Here is a 15,739-nt window from a genome sequence, read left to right as displayed (position 1 = left end):
GGAATGATCCATGACTAAATATCTCTCTGCCAAAACATTGACAACGGTACTGTCGTTACTGGCAGCAACGGTAAGTTTTTCTACCCAGGCGTCAGTAACGCCCGATCGTACTCGCCTGATTTTTAATGAAAGCGATAAATCTATCAGCGTGACGCTGCGTAATAACGACCCCAAACTGCCTTATCTGGCGCAAAGCTGGATTGAAGATGAAAAGGGCGTCAAGATCAGCTCGCCGCTGGCGGTATTGCCGCCTGTACAGCGCATTGAAGCAATGATGAATGGCCAGGTTAAAATTCAGGGCCTGCCGGATATTCATAAATTACCTGCCGATCGGGAATCGATGTTCTATTTCAACGTGCGCGAAATTCCGCCGAAATCGAACAAATCCAACACGCTACAAATCGCTCTTCAGACGCGTATCAAACTTTTCTGGCGACCGAAAGCTCTGGAAAAAAACACCACGCAAAACCCATGGCAGCATAAAGTGACCTTAACCCGCAACGGTCAGGAATTTACTGTCAATAACCCGACGCCGTATTACGTCATTTTCAGTAATGCCAGCGCACAGAAAAATGGCAATCCGGCAGCCGGTTTCTCGCCAATAGTGATGTCGCCGAAAACCTCTGCACCGCTGAATGTGAAGATGGGTAGCGTGCCGGTACTGACCTATGTCAACGACTATGGCGCTCGGATGCCGCTCTTTTTCACCTGCAACGGTAACAGTTGCCAGGTTGATGAAGAGCAGAGCCGCAAAGGCTAATGACGGGAGAGCCAGTATGAAAGGATCTTGTTCTGTCTGGGCGGTAACTGGGTTACTGATATGTTGTGTTGGTAGCGGCTTTGCAGTTGCAGCGAGTAAGTCAGTAAGTATGAATTTACGGGTGCTTGTTGATGCCCCTCCTCCTTGTACGGTAAATGGTGCGGCAGTTGAGTTTGGTAATGTATTCATTAATAAGATCGATGGGGTGAGTTATAACCGTCCCATTGACTACTCGCTTGTTTGCAACAATTTGGCAATGGATGACTTGCGTTTACAGATGCAGGCGACAACGGTCGTGATTAACGGTGAAACAGTTATCAGCACAGGTATTCCAGGGTTTGGTATTCGGGTTCAAAAAAGTAGTGATCACTCAATACTCGACTTAACGTCTGGTTCATGGTTGCCGTTTAATTTTTCCTCGGGCATCCCTGCACTTGAAGCCGTGCCGGTGAAACAGAGTGGTACAACCTTAGCGGCAGCGGAATTTAACGCCAGCGCCACAATTGTGGTGGATTATCAATGAAACGGATCTCACTTCTTGTGCTGTGGGGCTTTTGCTCGATGGCACTCTCAAATGTCTCTTTTCACGGCTATTTAGTGCAGCCGCCTAACTGCACTATTAGCAACGCTCAAACCATTGAAATCACCTTTCAGGATGTGTTTGTTGATGACATTAATGGCAGTAATTATGAGCAAACGGTGCCGTATTCCATTACCTGTGATACGGCGGTTCGCGACCCATCAATGGAAATGACCTTGAGCTGGAGTGGCACACAAAGCGATTTTGATGATGCCGCAGTAAGCAGCAATATCACTGGATTAGGTATTCAGCTTAAACAGGCTGGGCAGCGTTTTAGGATCAATACGCCACTCGTGGTGAATGAAACCGATTTACCGGTGTTAACGGCTGTGCCAGTAAAAAAGAGTGGTGTTGATCTGCCTGAGGCGGACTTTGAAGCCTGGGCCACGTTACAGGTGGATTATCAATGAAGAAAAAGTGTGCGTTGATTTTTATCAATAGCCTGCTGTTGCTGAACAGCGGCACCACAACAGCGGTAGATAATCTGCACTTTACCGGCAATTTAATCAGTAAATCGTGTACACCAGTGATCAACGGTAGCCAGTTGGCAGAGGTACATTTTCCTGCCATTGCCGCCAGCGATTTAATGAACATTGGGCAGTCAGAGCGAGTGCCGTTGGTCATTCAATTGAAGGATTGTCAAAGTTCTACATCGCTGAGTGTCAGAGTCACGTTAACGGGAACAGAAGATAGTGAACTGCCCGGATTTCTGGCTTTTGACGCCTCGTCTTCTGCGTCCGGCGCTGGGATTGGAATTGAAACAGCGGCAGGTATACCAGTGCCAGTCAACAATACAACAGGCGTCACGCTCCCGCTGAATCAGGGAAATAACAGCCTAAATTTTAATGCCTGGTTACAGGCGAAGAGCGGGCGAAATGTAACGTCCGGTGACTTTAACGCCACTGTGACGGCAACCTTTGAGTATTTATAACATGAAAAAATGGACCCTATTTTTCGCGAGCCTGATGCTGCTTGTCCTGAATGTTGTCGGCACACCCAGGAGCTATGCTGGGGATAAACTTATGAGTTCAAGTTTCGACAGTGTGAGAATTTATTATGCGATGGACACGATAACAGGGATAGCTTCGTCTATTGTTCTCAATGTTACGGTGGTAACACCAGGGGAGGTTGCATATGGAAAATATAGTTTTCTTGCGCGTAAGGGGGATACGCTTCCGCGTATTTCCTGGACGGGGTCGGGTCCGGCACCAACTCTGGTTATAACGGATTATGATACGATTAATAATTCACATTGCCCCGGTATTGATACGGATATTTTCCGTTGTGCATATATGACCTTAAAGATCACCGTTGCATCTGATAATTATGGTTGCCCGTGGATCGCGTCCTTTTATTCATATACAAACTTATCTGGATTTGGAAGCTACACGAGCCCGACTGTGCATAACTCAATATGCCCAACGATACCGGTCGCCTCCTATGATATCTCCTGGAGTGAAAATTATGTCAGTCATAATAAAGCGCTACAGCTACAGTCCACGGGGTCGACAATTACCACTACGCTTTCGACCTACCTGATGGAAAACGGCAAACTCTGTGACGGCAGCGTTTTTGATAGTAGAGGTGCATACTGCCGTGCGGTATCAGAACTGTTAACCTTTACCTCTTATGGCTGCGACAAATCAACGGTAACGGTGACCCCCACACGTCATCCGGTAACCGATAAAGAGTTACATGATATCGTGGTGAAGGTGAATACCAGCAGTCGGCAACCGATTGATTCTACGTGTCGTTTTCAGTATGTATTGAATGAGTTGTAGCTCGTCGTTGTGCACTGATGCCTGATGTGACGCCGACGCGTCTTATCAGGCCTACGAAATGAATCACAATTTATTGAATTATCATATTTTTATCGGCCGGATAAGGCATTCACGCCGCATCCGGCATTCGATGCCAGCATTCACGGTAATTCCGGCGGCAACCACTCATCCACTTCAATCAACACCAGCAATGCCGCATCACCACCGTACTCTTTTGGTGCCTGGTGAAATGCCATCACATGCGGATGTTGCGCCAGCCACAGCGGCGTTTGCTGCTTCAAAATATGCTTCCCATGACCATGCATCACGCAGGCACAAAACACATGTTCGCGGCGACAGGCGGCAATCAATGCGCCTAACTCCTGCTTGGCTTGCAGCTGCGTCAAACCGTGCAAATCCAAAAACAGCTCCGGTGAATAATCGCCACGGCGTAACTTCTTCGCCTCAAAATGGCTGACATCCGGGCGAACATATTTCACCGGACCTTCGGTATTCAATAACGGCTGAAATTCATCGGAAAAATAATGGCTGGCATCGGCCTGCTCCTGAATCAACCGTTTCACCGGCACTTCGCTGATTTTCTTACGCTGCGGTCGGTGGACAATCGTGTCCTGCTTAATCTTGCGAGTCCCCGCCATCAACTGTCGAAACAGCGCCTGGTCCTCCTCGCTAAGTGTTGTTTTCTTTTTCATTTATCTGTCTCTATTTCTAATTTTCCTACAGTTTACCCGACTCGTAGCGCAATCGATCGTTTTAAACGTATTTTTCCGCACTCACCGCGCGTGAATGCTGATTTATCGTCATCTTCATGGCAAACTAGCCGCCGAAATTATTGCGATCATGCCCTGGAGGAATACGTGGATAAAATTTTCGTTGATGAAGCAGTAAATGAGCTGCAAACCATTCAGGACATGTTGCGCTGGTCGGTGAGCCGCTTCAGCGCGGCGAATATCTGGTACGGCCACGGCACTGACAACCCGTGGGATGAAGCCGTGCAACTGGTGTTGCCTTCACTCTACCTGCCGCTGGATATCCCGGAAGATATGCGCACCGCGCGTCTGACCTCCAGCGAAAAACACCGTATTGTTGAGCGCGTGATCCGCCGCGTCAATGAACGCATTCCGGTGGCTTACCTGACTAACAAAGCGTGGTTCTGCGGTCATGAATTTTACGTCGATGAACGCGTGCTGGTGCCGCGCTCGCCGATTGGTGAACTGATCAACAATAAATTTGCCGGACTTATCAGCAAGCAACCGCAGCATATTTTAGATATGTGTACCGGTAGCGGCTGCATCGCCATTGCCTGTGCTTATGCCTTCCCGGATGCGGAAGTTGACGCGGTGGATATCTCTCCCGACGCGCTGGCGGTTGCTGAACAGAACATCGAAGAACACGGTCTGATCCACAACGTCATCCCGATTCGCTCCGATCTGTTCCGTGATTTGCCGAAAGTACAGTACGACCTGATCGTCACTAACCCGCCGTACGTCGATGCGGAAGATATGTCCGACCTGCCAAATGAATACCGCCACGAGCCGGAACTGGGCCTGGCATCTGGCACCGACGGCCTGAAACTGACGCGTCGCATTCTCGGTAACGCGGCAGATTACCTCGCTGATGATGGCGTGCTGATTTGTGAAGTCGGCAACAGCATGGTACATCTTATGGAACAATATCCGGATGTTCCGTTCACCTGGCTGGAGTTTGATAACGGCGGCGATGGTGTGTTTATGCTCACCAAAGAGCAGCTGCTGGCGGCCCGTGAACATTTCGCGATTTATAAAGATTAAGTAAACACGCAAACACAACAATAACGGAGCCGTGATGGCTGGAAACACAATTGGACAACTCTTTCGCGTAACCACCTTCGGCGAATCGCACGGGCTGGCGCTCGGCTGCATCGTCGATGGTGTTCCGCCAGGCATTCCGCTGACGGAAGCGGACCTGCAACATGACCTTGATCGTCGTCGCCCTGGGACATCGCGCTATACCACCCAGCGCCGCGAGCCGGATCAGGTCAAAATACTCTCCGGTGTTTTTGAAGGTGTTACTACTGGCACCAGCATTGGCTTGTTGATCGAAAATACCGACCAGCGTTCTCAGGATTACAGCGCCATTAAAGACGTTTTCCGTCCAGGCCATGCCGATTACACCTACGAACAAAAATACGGTCTGCGCGATTATCGCGGCGGCGGGCGCTCTTCCGCCCGCGAAACCGCCATGCGCGTGGCGGCAGGGGCGATTGCAAAAAAATATCTCGCCGAGAAATTTGGCATTGAGATTCGCGGCTGCCTGACCCAGATGGGTGACATTCCGCTGGAAATCAAAGACTGGTCGCAGGTCGAGCAAAATCCGTTTTTCTGCCCGGACCCGGACAAAATCGACGCGTTAGATGAACTGATGCGCGCGCTGAAAAAAGAGGGCGACTCCATCGGCGCGAAAGTCACCGTTGTTGCCAGTGGCGTCCCCGCCGGACTTGGCGAGCCGGTCTTTGACCGCCTGGATGCCGACATCGCCCATGCGCTGATGAGCATCAACGCGGTGAAAGGCGTAGAAATTGGTGATGGTTTTGACGTGGTGGCGCTGCGTGGCAGCCAGAACCGCGACGAAATCACCAAAGACGGTTTCCAGAGCAACCATGCGGGCGGCATTCTTGGCGGTATCAGCAGCGGGCAGCAAATCATTGCCCATATGGCGCTGAAGCCAACCTCCAGCATTACCGTGCCAGGGCGTACCATTAACCGCTTTGGCGAAGAAGTTGAGATGATCACCAAAGGCCGTCACGATCCTTGTGTCGGGATCCGTGCGGTGCCGATCGCAGAAGCGATGCTGGCGATCGTTTTAATGGATCACCTGTTACGGCAGCGGGCGCAAAATGCCGATGTGAAGACTGATATTCCACGCTGGTAAAAAATGAACAAAACCGCGATTGCGCTGCTGGCCCTGCTTGCCAGTAGCGCCAGCCTGGCAGCGACGCCGTGGCAAAAAATAACCCAACCTGTGCCGGGTAGCGCACAATCGATAGGCAGTTTTTCTAATGGCTGTATCGTCGGCGCTGACACGCTGCCGATACAGTCCGAACATTATCAGGTCATGCGTACCGATCAGCGTCGCTATTTCGGACACCCGGATCTGGTGATGTTTATCCAGCGTCTGAGTAGCCAGGTGAGCAATCTGAGCTTGGGCACGGTGCTGATTGGCGATATGGGGATGCCTGCTGGTGGTCGTTTCAACGGCGGTCACGCCAGCCACCAGACCGGACTGGATGTGGACATCTTCCTGCAACTGCCAAAAACACGCTGGACCTCCGCGCAGCTCTTGCGCCCGCAAGCGTTAGATTTAGTTTCCCGCGACGGTAAACACGTTGTTCCGACGCTGTGGAAGCCAGAAATTTTCAGCTTGATCAAACTCGCCGCCCAGGACAAAGACGTCACGCGCATTTTTGTTAATCCGGCGATTAAACAACAACTTTGCCTTGATGCGGGCACCGATCGCGACTGGTTGCGCAAAGTGCGACCCTGGTTCCAGCATCGCGCGCATATGCATGTACGATTACGTTGTCCTGCCGATAGTCTGGAGTGTGAAGATCAACCTTTACCGCCACCAGGCGATGGTTGCGGGGCAGAACTGCAAAGCTGGTTTGAACCTCCAAAACCGGGAACAACAAAGCCTGAGAAGAAGACACCGCCTCCGTTGCCGCCTTCCTGCCAGGCGCTACTGGATGAGCACGTGATCTAATGGAAACGTTTAATAGCCTGTTTATGGTTTCCCCGCTGTTGCTGGGAGTTCTCTTTTTTGTCGCCATGCTGGCGGGATTTATCGACTCGATTGCCGGTGGCGGTGGGTTACTCACCATTCCGGCATTGATGGCGGCGGGGATGTCTCCCGCTAACGCGCTGGCAACCAATAAACTGCAAGCCTGCGGTGGCTCTATTTCCGCCACTATCTACTTTATTCGCCGCAAAGTGGTTAGTTTAAGCGATCAGAAACTCAATATCGCCATGACCTTTGTCGGCTCAATGAGCGGCGCATTGCTGGTGCAGTATGTTCAGGCTGATGTCTTACGGCAGATTTTGCCCATTCTGGTGATTTGTATCGGCCTCTATTTCTTGCTGATGCCAAAGCTGGGTGAAGAAGATCGCCAGCGCCGGATGTACGGTTTACCCTTCGCGTTAATTGCCGGTGGCTGCGTCGGTTTTTATGACGGCTTCTTTGGTCCGGCAGCGGGATCGTTTTACGCGCTGGCCTTTGTTACGCTGTGCGGATTCAACCTCGCCAAAGCCACGGCTCACGCCAAATTACTCAACGCAACGTCAAATATCGGCGGTTTACTGCTGTTTATTCTCGGTGGCAAAGTGATTTGGGCGACAGGATTCGTGATGCTGGTGGGGCAGTTCCTCGGCGCGCGCATGGGTTCACGACTGGTGTTGAGCAAAGGACAAAAGCTGATCCGCCCGATGATTGTTATTGTCTCAGCGGTGATGAGTGCCAAATTACTTTACGATAGCCACGGACAGGAGATCCTCCACTGGTTGGGGATGAACTAATGAACAGTACACACCACTATGAGCAGTTGATTGAAATTTTTAATAGCTGCTTTGCCGATGATTTTAATACCCGTCTGATTAAAGGCGACGACGAACCGATCTATCTTCCTGCTGATGCGGAAGTACCGTATAACCGAATCGTCTTTGCTCATGGCTTTTATGCCAGCGCCATCCACGAGATTTCGCACTGGTGTATTGCCGGGAAAGCGCGCCGTGAGCTGGTTGATTTCGGCTACTGGTATTGCCCGGACGGACGCGATGCCCAAACGCAAAGCCAGTTTGAAGATGTTGAAGTGAAGCCGCAGGCGCTGGACTGGTTGTTCTGTGTGGCGGCGGGATATCCGTTTAACGTCAGTTGCGACAATCTGGAAGGCGACTTCGAACCGGATCGTGTGGTGTTTCAACGGCGGGTACATGCACAGGTGATGGATTATCTGGAAAACGGCATTCCTGAACGCCCGGCACGCTTCATTAAAGCATTACAAAATTATTATCACACGCCGGAACTTACGGCGGAACAGTTCCCGTGGCCGGAAGCGCTCAACTAAAGCCAGCGCCACGTTTTACAATGAGGAAAGAAGATGATCGCGGAGTTTGAATCACGCATTCTGGCATTAATCGACGGTATGGTTGACCATGCCAGTGATGATGAGTTGTTTGCCAGTGGGTATTTGCGTGGCCACCTGACATTAGCCATCGCAGAACTGGAAAGTGGTGATGACCACTCCGCCCAGGCGGTACATACGACCGTTAGCCAGAGTCTGGAAAAAGCCATTGGTGCCGGTGAATTGTCGCCGCGTGACCAGGCGCTGGTGACCGATATGTGGGAAAACCTGTTTCAGCAGGCGTCACAGCAGTAAGTTGCGGCGTCTGGAGCACCATGCCTGATGCGACGCTTATCGCGTCTTATCAGGCCTACACGTCACACGTAGGTCGGATAAGGCGTTCACGCCGCATCCGACAAACACTGCCAAAGCTGGTTACCCAGCCTTAACTGCTTTACCCTTCAACAATTTCCGCACCCATAACCTATTCGGATTTAACGCCGCCAGCGTACTGGCATCCATCGGAATCGGTTCTTCACTCATCTGCGCCGCCAGAATCTCGGCACACAGCGGGGCAGAGCACAAACCGCGAGAACCCAAAGCAGCAACCATAAAGAGATCGTCATAAACCGGTGCGCTTACCGCCTCATCTTTCTGCTCCGCCAGCGACGCATATTCCACGAGTGTAGCGTCATAATCGGGAACATTACCTACCATTGGCAGATGATCGCGAGTGGCACAACGCACACCGCAGCGCGCCTCTTTATCACTGACATCAACCTCTTTTGCCCACTGCGCCTGCGGGAAACAATCAATCAACCGCTGGCGATTCTGCTGCTGATCGTCCTCACTGTACGCCGTATCTTCGCTGCCGCGATGATAACTGGCACCAATACAATGATGTTGATTCGCCGGATTTTGTGGCGTGAGATAACCGTCATAGCACAGCACCTGCTTCAGTTTTGCCAGTTCCGGCGTTGTCGGAATATGGCTGACCTGTCCGGCAACCGAATACACTGGCAGAGTCGATGTTTGGCTGAAACCGCTGATTTGATGCCCGTTCGCCAGTACCACTACATTGTGTGTTGCTTGCTGATCTCCTGCAAAATTCAGCAACCAACAGTCATCCTTACGGGATAAATCCTGCAACTGATATTGATAATGAATCTGTAAACCTTGCTGTTGCGCCAGTTCCAGCACATTACGGGTTAGTTCTGCCGGACACAGCCAGCCACCTTCCGAATAAGTAATACCGCTGCAATTTGTCGTAACGCCCGTAATTTGTTCAACCGCATTTGCCTCAACGGCTACAGCCAGTTCTTCGGGTAAATCCATTGACAGCATCTGTGCGATTTTATGCTGGCTTTTCTCATCCCAGCCTAACTGCGTGACGCCGCACCAGTCATGATCAAATTTAACGGGTAATTGGTCGTAAAACTGACGAGCAAAAGTAAACGCATTAGAGAAAAAGCGGTTCAGCGCCTCATCGTGTTTACTTAAGAGCGGATACAGCGCCCCCTGGCGATTGCCGGAAGCACCCAGTGCGGGGGCCTCATCCGCGCAATAAAGTGTTACCTGCCAGCCGCGACGCAATAGCGCCAGCGACAACAACGCGCTGGCAATACCACCGCCGATAATCGCCGCTTCCCGTTTGCTGCTGCCCGTGCGGTTAAACCACGGCGTGGAGCAGGGGAGGGGTAATGCTTGCTCCATCACCCCACAAAGCATTTCCCGTTTGCGCCCAAAGCCCTTACGTTTTTGCATCGTGAATCCGGCTTCCTGTAAACCACGGCGGACAAAACCGGCAGACGTAAATGTCGCCAGCGTGCCGCCCGGACGCGCCAACCTTGCCATGGCGTTAAACAGATTTTGCGTCCACATATCCGGGTTTTTCGCTGGCGCAAAGCCGTCCAGAAACCAGGCATCTACTTTTTGATTTAGCGAATCGTCCAGTTGGCTGGTCAGTTCATTAATATCGCCAAACCATAAATCCAGCGTCACGCGGCCTTCATCGAGCAATAAACGATGGCAACCGGGCAAGGGCAAAGGCCACTGCGCCTGAAGTTTTTCTGCCCACGGTGCCAGTTCCGGCCAGTGTTGATGCGCTAAGGCTAAATCCGCACGGGTGAGGGGAAATTTCTCAAAACTGATGAAATGTAAGCGTTGTAATTGCGCTTGCGGATGTGCTTCGCGAAACTGAACAAATGCCTGCCATAGCGTCAGGAAGTTTAATCCGGTGCCGAAGCCGCTCTCTGCTACCACAAACAGAGGATGTGGATGCTCAGGAAAGCGTGCCTCTAATTGGTTACCTCCGAGAAAAACATAGCGTGTCTCTTCCAGTCCGTTATCGTTGGAAAAATAGACATCGTCAAAATCTCGGGAAACAGGTGTACCCTCAGCATTAAATTCGAGGTTGGCAGGTTGTATGGCGTTGTGTTTCACGTAAGCTACTCGTCTTACAGGCGGTGCCTCGATCTTAGCGATGTGTGTCAGGCTGCGCAAATTTCTCTATTAATTGGCTGATCGGACTTGTTCGGCGTACAAGTGTACGCTATTGTGCATTCGAAACTTACTCTATGTGCGACTTACAGAGGTATTGAATGAAACGTGCAGTGATTACTGGCCTGGGCATTGTTTCCAGCATCGGTAATAACCAGCAGGAAGTCCTGGCATCTCTGCGTGAAGGACGTTCAGGGATCACTTTCTCTCAGGAGCTGAAGGATTCCGGCATGCGTAGCCACGTCTGGGGCAACGTAAAACTGGATACCACTGGCCTCATTGACCGCAAAGTTGTGCGCTTTATGAGCGACGCATCCATTTATGCATTCCTTTCTATGGAGCAGGCAATTGCAGATGCTGGCCTCTCCCCGGAAGCTTACCAGAATAACCCGCGCGTTGGCCTGATTGCAGGTTCCGGCGGCGGTTCCCCGCGTTTTCAGGTGTTCGGCGCTGACGCAATGCGCGGCCCGCGCGGCCTGAAAGCGGTAGGCCCGTATGTGGTCACCAAAGCGATGGCATCCGGCGTTTCTGCCTGCCTCGCCACGCCGTTTAAGATTCACGGCGTTAACTACTCCATCAGCTCCGCATGTGCGACTTCCGCGCACTGTATCGGTAACGCAGTAGAGCAGATCCAACTGGGCAAACAGGATATCGTGTTTGCTGGCGGCGGCGAAGAGCTGTGCTGGGAAATGGCCTGCGAATTCGACGCAATGGGCGCGCTGTCTACCAAATACAACGACACCCCGGAAAAAGCCTCCCGTACTTATGACGCTCACCGTGACGGTTTCGTTATCGCTGGCGGCGGCGGTATGGTGGTGGTCGAAGAACTGGAACACGCGTTGGCACGTGGTGCTCATATCTACGCTGAAATCGTTGGCTACGGCGCAACGTCTGATGGCGCAGACATGGTTGCTCCGTCTGGCGAAGGCGCAGTGCGTTGCATGAAGATGGCGATGCACGGTGTTGATACCCCAATCGACTACCTGAACTCCCACGGTACTTCGACTCCGGTTGGCGACGTGAAAGAGCTGGCGGCTATCCGTGAAGTGTTCGGCGATAAGAGCCCGGCGATTTCTGCAACCAAAGCAATGACCGGTCACTCTCTGGGCGCTGCTGGCGTACAGGAAGCTATCTACTCTCTGCTGATGCTGGAACACGGCTTTATCGCCCCGAGCATCAACATTGAAGAGCTGGACGAACAGGCTGCGGGTCTGAACATCGTGACCGAAACGACCGATCGCGAACTGACCACCGTGATGTCTAACAGCTTCGGCTTCGGCGGCACCAACGCCACGCTGGTAATGCGTAAGCTGAAAGATTAATTCGCAGTAGGTCGGAGTAGCTCGGAGTAGGTCGGATAAGACGCGCCAGCGTCGCATCCGACGATATGCACCAATACCGCCTCCGGCACTAATGCAAAAGGGAACCCGATGGTTCCCTTTTTCACATCATTGACAATCGCCGCCTGTTCCAGGCAAACTTCCCGCTTTGTCGATTTCCTTCTGAAAAGACGTACGCGTTAAATCCTGCCAACGCACCGTAACCCTGAAACCAGAGAGATGAGACGGGGATACTCCTCGCCTTGCGCTGCATTCTGGAGTAATGCATGACTGCTGTAAGCCAAACCGAAACACGATCTTCTGCCAATTTTTCACTCTTCCGCATCGCTTTTGCGGTTTTTCTCACCTACATGACCGTAGGGCTGCCGTTGCCGGTTATCCCGCTGTTTGTTCATCATGAACTGGGCTATGGCAACACCATGGTCGGTATTGCCGTCGGCATTCAGTTTCTGGCTACGGTGCTGACGCGTGGTTACGCCGGGCGACTGGCCGATCAATATGGCGCAAAACGTTCGGCGCTTCAGGGGATGTTAGCTTGTGGTCTGGCTGGCGGCGCGCTGCTGTTGGCGGCGATTTTGCCCGTCTCCGCACCGTTCAAATTTGCCCTGTTGGTCGTCGGGCGTTTGATTCTTGGCTTTGGTGAAAGCCAGTTACTGACGGGCGCTCTGACCTGGGGATTAGGCATCGTTGGGCCAAAACATTCCGGCAAAGTGATGTCATGGAACGGAATGGCGATTTACGGTGCCCTCGCTGTTGGTGCGCCGCTTGGCCTGTTGATTCATAGCCATTACGGTTTTGCCGCACTGGCGCTCACCACAATGGCATTACCCTTACTGGCGTGGGCCTGTAACGGCACAGTGCGCAAAGTACCGGCCCTGGCGGGAGAACGTCCATCGCTGTGGAGTGTTGTCGGGCTTATCTGGAAACCTGGGTTAGGTCTGGCACTACAAGGCGTTGGTTTTGCGGTTATCGGGACTTTCGTTTCGCTCTACTTTGCCAGCAAAGGATGGGCGATGGCGGGCTTTACTCTTACCGCGTTTGGCGGCGCATTTGTCGTGATGCGCGTCATGTTTGGCTGGATGCCGGACCGTTTTGGCGGCGTGAAAGTGGCGATTGTCTCTCTGCTTGTAGAAACGGTGGGCTTGTTGCTGCTCTGGCAAGCCCCAGGTGCGTGGGTCGCATTAGCGGGCGCGGCGTTAACCGGAGCCGGATGTTCGCTTATCTTTCCTGCGCTGGGCGTGGAGGTGGTTAAACGCGTACCGTCACAAGTTCGCGGCACCGCACTGGGCGGTTACGCCGCGTTTCAGGATATCGCCCTCGGCGTCTCCGGGCCGCTGGCGGGAATGCTGGCGACCACGTTTGGTTACTCTTCGGTATTTCTTGCCGGGGCGATCTCTGCGGTGCTGGGAATTATTGTCACGATACTGTCATTTCGTCGGGGTTAACGAACCAGCCAGACCAGCGTCAGGATAATCGCGACTAACAGTATCCACAGCGCGGGACGCGTTGCCATATTTTGCAACGTGTCCATCATCGGTGGAAAAGGATTAAGCAGCGGTTGCATATCACGCGGATCAATCCCTTTAACCCGCCGTTGATAAAGCTGATTAAGAATATCCTCGGCCTGGGCTGAAGAAAGCGATGATTGCGCAGAAAGACCATATTTTTGCTGGATATATGCCGATAACGCCGCCAGTTCACTGGCATCTAAAGGTTGTTTCAGCGCCATCTGTAGTGATTCAAGCGTCGGCGTATTTTGCTGGCTTAGCGTCTGACGCGCCTGTAGCCAGGTCACCAGATGGTTAAACAGTTTCGCTGGAATTAACTCGCCATCTTTCACCCCGGAAAGTTCCAGCATCGATTGCCAGATCTGCTTGCTGGGTTCTCCCGTTGCCGCCGCAAGTTTGGTCACCAGCTGTTTGAGCGCATTGTGCTCCGCCGGTAATAACGGACGGTCGGTCGCCTCGCGCTGCTGAGGTTGCGGAATAACCATCTTCCCTTCCTGCAACAGGGTGAGAATGGTCTTTAATTGCTCCGGAGAGAGCTGATTCAGCGGCGTCTGACCAAAGTTATGACGGATATAATCCGTGACCGCCTGACGATTATTCCCCAGACGTAGATACTCCCCTAATTGCGCTAAAAGCTGGCGGGCAGAATGGCTTTTTTGCGCGGCCAGCAGACGTTGCGCCAGATTATGCTCAGCGGCAGGGAAGTGACGCGAAAGCAGCGGTGAATCTCCCGACAGACCAATATCGTGCCTGATACCCGCCCACAGTTCTGCTCTTTGCTGTTGCGTCAGTGAGGTCACTTTCGTCATTAAGCTTTCCAGCGAAGTACGTTGCTGACTGGATAAAGGCTGATTGCCCGCGCCAGACGGCAGGTTATCTCCCTGACCTGGTGGTTGCCCAGGAGGAGGGCCGGAAATAGGTTGTATCATTACGTATCCTTATACCTGAAATCTTCGCAAGTATGCCTGGCCGCGAGATTATGGCACACTTGTCCGGTTAACTCTCGTCTCATACAGGTAACACAAACGTGAAAATCCTTGTTGATGAAAATATGCCTTATGCCCGCGACTTATTTAGCCGTTTGGGTGAGGTGACCGCGGTTCCCGGGCGTCCAATCCCCGTGGCTCAACTGGCAGACGCGGATGCGCTGATGGTGCGTTCGGTCACGAAAGTGAATGAATCTTTGCTGGGAGGAAAACCCATTAAATTTGTTGGCACTGCCACCGCGGGGACCGACCATGTCGATGAAGCGTGGTTAAAGCAGGCGGGAATTGGTTTTTCCGCGGCACCAGGCTGTAATGCGATTGCGGTGGTGGAATATGTTTTCTCCTCACTGCTGATGCTTGCCGAACGCGATGGATTTTCACTGCACGACCGTACAGTGGGGATCGTGGGCGTTGGTAACGTTGGTCGCCGTTTACAGGCGCGACTGGAAGCGTTAGGGATTACAACCTTGCTTTGCGATCCGCCTCGCGCCGACCGTGGGGATGAGGGGGATTTCCGCTCGCTGGATGAATTAGTTCAGCATGCGGATATTCTGACTTTCCATACGCCACTCTTCAAAGACGGGCCGTACAAAACGCTGCATCTGGCGGATGAAAAACTGATCCGTAGCCTGAAACCAGGAGCGATTCTGATTAACGCCTGCCGTGGCGCAGTCGTCGATAATACTGCCCTATTGACCTGTCTGAACGAAGGCCAGAAGTTAAGCGTAGTGCTGGATGTCTGGGAAGGCGAACCGGAACTCAACGTGGAATTGCTGAAAAAAGTGGATATCGGCACGCCGCATATCGCAGGCTATACCCTGGAAGGTAAAGCACGCGGTACTACGCAAGTGTTTGAAGCTTATAGCAAGTTTATTGGGCATGAACAACACGTTGCGCTGGATACGTTGCTGCCCGCGCCAGAGTTTGGCCGCATTACGCTGCATGGCCCGCTCGATCAACCGACGCTGAAAAGGCTGGTGCATTTGGTGTATGATGTGCGCCGCGATGACGCACCGCTGCGTAAAGTCGCCGGAATACCGGGTGAGTTCGATAAGCTGCGCAAAAACTATCTTGAGCGCCGTGAATGGTCATCTCTGTATGTAATTTGTGATGACGCCAGCGCGGCATCATTGCTGTGTAAACTGGGTTTTAACGCCGTTCATCATCCGGCACGTTAATCTCTTCTTCATGCT

17 protein-coding genes are annotated in these 15,739 nt (G+C 52.3%); 14 read left to right on the top strand and 3 right to left on the bottom strand.

Annotated features, from left to right (window positions below):
- The first annotated feature begins 10 nt into the window (after positions 1 to 10).
- The 5 genes from G434_RS16745 to G434_RS16765 are packed head-to-tail and all read left to right on the top strand — an operon-like array spanning position 11 to position 3,121.
- Positions 11 to 760, top strand: a complete 750-nt coding sequence (locus G434_RS16745; protein ID WP_000170521.1) for a fimbria/pilus periplasmic chaperone — start codon at positions 11 to 13, stop codon at positions 758 to 760.
- Positions 735 to 1,283, top strand: coding sequence for a fimbrial protein (locus G434_RS16750; protein WP_023156814.1), 549 nt, complete (start codon positions 735 to 737; stop codon positions 1,281 to 1,283). The genes G434_RS16745 and G434_RS16750 overlap by 26 nt, the downstream gene beginning before the upstream one ends.
- Positions 1,280 to 1,750, top strand: a complete 471-nt coding sequence (locus G434_RS16755) for a fimbrial protein (protein WP_000822673.1) — start codon at positions 1,280 to 1,282, stop codon at positions 1,748 to 1,750. Before G434_RS16750 ends, G434_RS16755 begins: the two co-directional genes overlap by 4 nt.
- A complete protein-coding gene (locus G434_RS16760) occupies positions 1,747 to 2,271 on the top strand; it encodes a fimbrial protein (protein WP_000725949.1) in 525 nt (174 codons plus the stop codon). The genes G434_RS16755 and G434_RS16760 overlap by 4 nt, the downstream gene beginning before the upstream one ends.
- Positions 2,258 to 3,121, top strand: a complete 864-nt coding sequence (locus G434_RS16765) for a StfH/YfcO family fimbrial adhesin (protein WP_012602831.1) — start codon at positions 2,258 to 2,260, stop codon at positions 3,119 to 3,121. The genes G434_RS16760 and G434_RS16765 overlap by 14 nt, the downstream gene beginning before the upstream one ends.
- A 140-nt stretch (positions 3,122 to 3,261) precedes the next feature.
- Here G434_RS16765 and smrB read toward each other — a convergent pair whose 3' ends face one another.
- Positions 3,262 to 3,813: an endonuclease SmrB gene (gene smrB / locus G434_RS16770; protein ID WP_000730805.1), complete on the bottom strand. Its 552-nt coding sequence runs from the start codon at positions 3,811 to 3,813 to the stop codon at positions 3,262 to 3,264.
- A 165-nt stretch (positions 3,814 to 3,978) separates the two neighbouring features.
- Here smrB and prmB point away from each other — a divergent pair, with 165 nt between their 5' ends.
- Genes prmB through G434_RS16800 form a run of 6 tightly spaced genes read left to right on the top strand, consistent with a single transcriptional unit; the run spans position 3,979 to position 8,528 of the window.
- Entirely contained in the window at positions 3,979 to 4,911 is a 933-nt protein-coding gene (prmB, locus tag G434_RS16775; RefSeq protein WP_001309606.1) for a 50S ribosomal protein L3 N(5)-glutamine methyltransferase, read from the top strand.
- A 34-nt stretch (positions 4,912 to 4,945) separates the two neighbouring features.
- On the top strand, positions 4,946 to 6,031 hold the full coding sequence (aroC, locus tag G434_RS16780) for a chorismate synthase (RefSeq protein ID WP_001297933.1): 1,086 nt from the start codon (positions 4,946 to 4,948) through the stop codon (positions 6,029 to 6,031).
- 3 nt (positions 6,032 to 6,034) lie between these two features.
- Positions 6,035 to 6,859, top strand: a complete 825-nt coding sequence (gene mepA, locus G434_RS16785) for a penicillin-insensitive murein endopeptidase (RefSeq protein ID WP_001043827.1) — start codon at positions 6,035 to 6,037, stop codon at positions 6,857 to 6,859.
- Positions 6,859 to 7,668 (top strand): sulfite exporter TauE/SafE family protein, encoded by an 810-nt coding sequence (locus G434_RS16790; RefSeq protein ID WP_000447361.1) that lies wholly within the window; start codon positions 6,859 to 6,861, stop codon positions 7,666 to 7,668. The genes mepA and G434_RS16790 overlap by 1 nt, the downstream gene beginning before the upstream one ends.
- Entirely contained in the window at positions 7,668 to 8,216 is a 549-nt protein-coding gene (epmC, locus tag G434_RS16795; RefSeq protein WP_001089220.1) for an elongation factor P hydroxylase, read from the top strand. The genes G434_RS16790 and epmC overlap by 1 nt, the downstream gene beginning before the upstream one ends.
- Before the next feature lie 33 nt (positions 8,217 to 8,249).
- Positions 8,250 to 8,528: a YfcL family protein gene (locus G434_RS16800; protein WP_000559764.1), complete on the top strand. Its 279-nt coding sequence runs from the start codon at positions 8,250 to 8,252 to the stop codon at positions 8,526 to 8,528.
- A 120-nt stretch (positions 8,529 to 8,648) separates the two neighbouring features.
- Here the strand turns inward: G434_RS16800 and mnmC are convergent, their stop codons facing one another.
- Positions 8,649 to 10,655 (bottom strand): bifunctional tRNA (5-methylaminomethyl-2-thiouridine)(34)-methyltransferase MnmC2/FAD-dependent 5-carboxymethylaminomethyl-2-thiouridine(34) oxidoreductase MnmC1, encoded by a 2,007-nt coding sequence (gene mnmC, locus G434_RS16805; RefSeq protein ID WP_000682152.1) that lies wholly within the window; start codon positions 10,653 to 10,655, stop codon positions 8,649 to 8,651.
- A 158-nt stretch (positions 10,656 to 10,813) separates the two neighbouring features.
- Between mnmC and fabB the strand changes: the two genes are divergently transcribed.
- Together fabB and G434_RS16815 are read left to right on the top strand one after the other, a co-directional pair.
- Positions 10,814 to 12,034 (top strand): beta-ketoacyl-ACP synthase I, encoded by a 1,221-nt coding sequence (fabB, locus tag G434_RS16810; protein WP_000817178.1) that lies wholly within the window; start codon positions 10,814 to 10,816, stop codon positions 12,032 to 12,034.
- Positions 12,035 to 12,318: 284 nt separating this feature from the next.
- Positions 12,319 to 13,497 carry an arabinose transporter gene (locus G434_RS16815; protein ID WP_000127789.1) on the top strand — a complete coding sequence of 393 codons (1,179 nt, stop codon included), beginning with the start codon at positions 12,319 to 12,321 and terminating at the stop codon, positions 13,495 to 13,497.
- Here G434_RS16815 and flk read toward each other — a convergent pair.
- The gene (gene flk, locus G434_RS16820) at positions 13,494 to 14,489 is read right to left on the bottom strand and encodes a flagella biosynthesis regulator Flk (protein WP_000615814.1); all 996 of its coding nucleotides are present in this window, start codon (positions 14,487 to 14,489) and stop codon (positions 13,494 to 13,496) included. The two genes, G434_RS16815 and flk, sit on opposite strands and share 4 nt — an antisense overlap.
- Before the next feature lie 98 nt (positions 14,490 to 14,587).
- On the opposite strand from flk, the gene pdxB reads away from it, so the two are divergent.
- The gene (pdxB, locus tag G434_RS16825) at positions 14,588 to 15,724 is read left to right on the top strand and encodes a 4-phosphoerythronate dehydrogenase PdxB (RefSeq protein ID WP_000699155.1); all 1,137 of its coding nucleotides are present in this window, start codon (positions 14,588 to 14,590) and stop codon (positions 15,722 to 15,724) included.
- The last annotated feature ends 15 nt before the right edge of the window (positions 15,725 to 15,739 follow it).

Source organism: Escherichia sp. KTE172 (genome assembly GCF_000408845.1).
GTDB lineage: Bacteria > Pseudomonadota > Gammaproteobacteria > Enterobacterales > Enterobacteriaceae > Escherichia > Escherichia coli.
The sequence above is the reverse complement of the archived record's forward strand: the minus strand, read 5'-3'. Positions and strand labels throughout refer to the sequence as shown.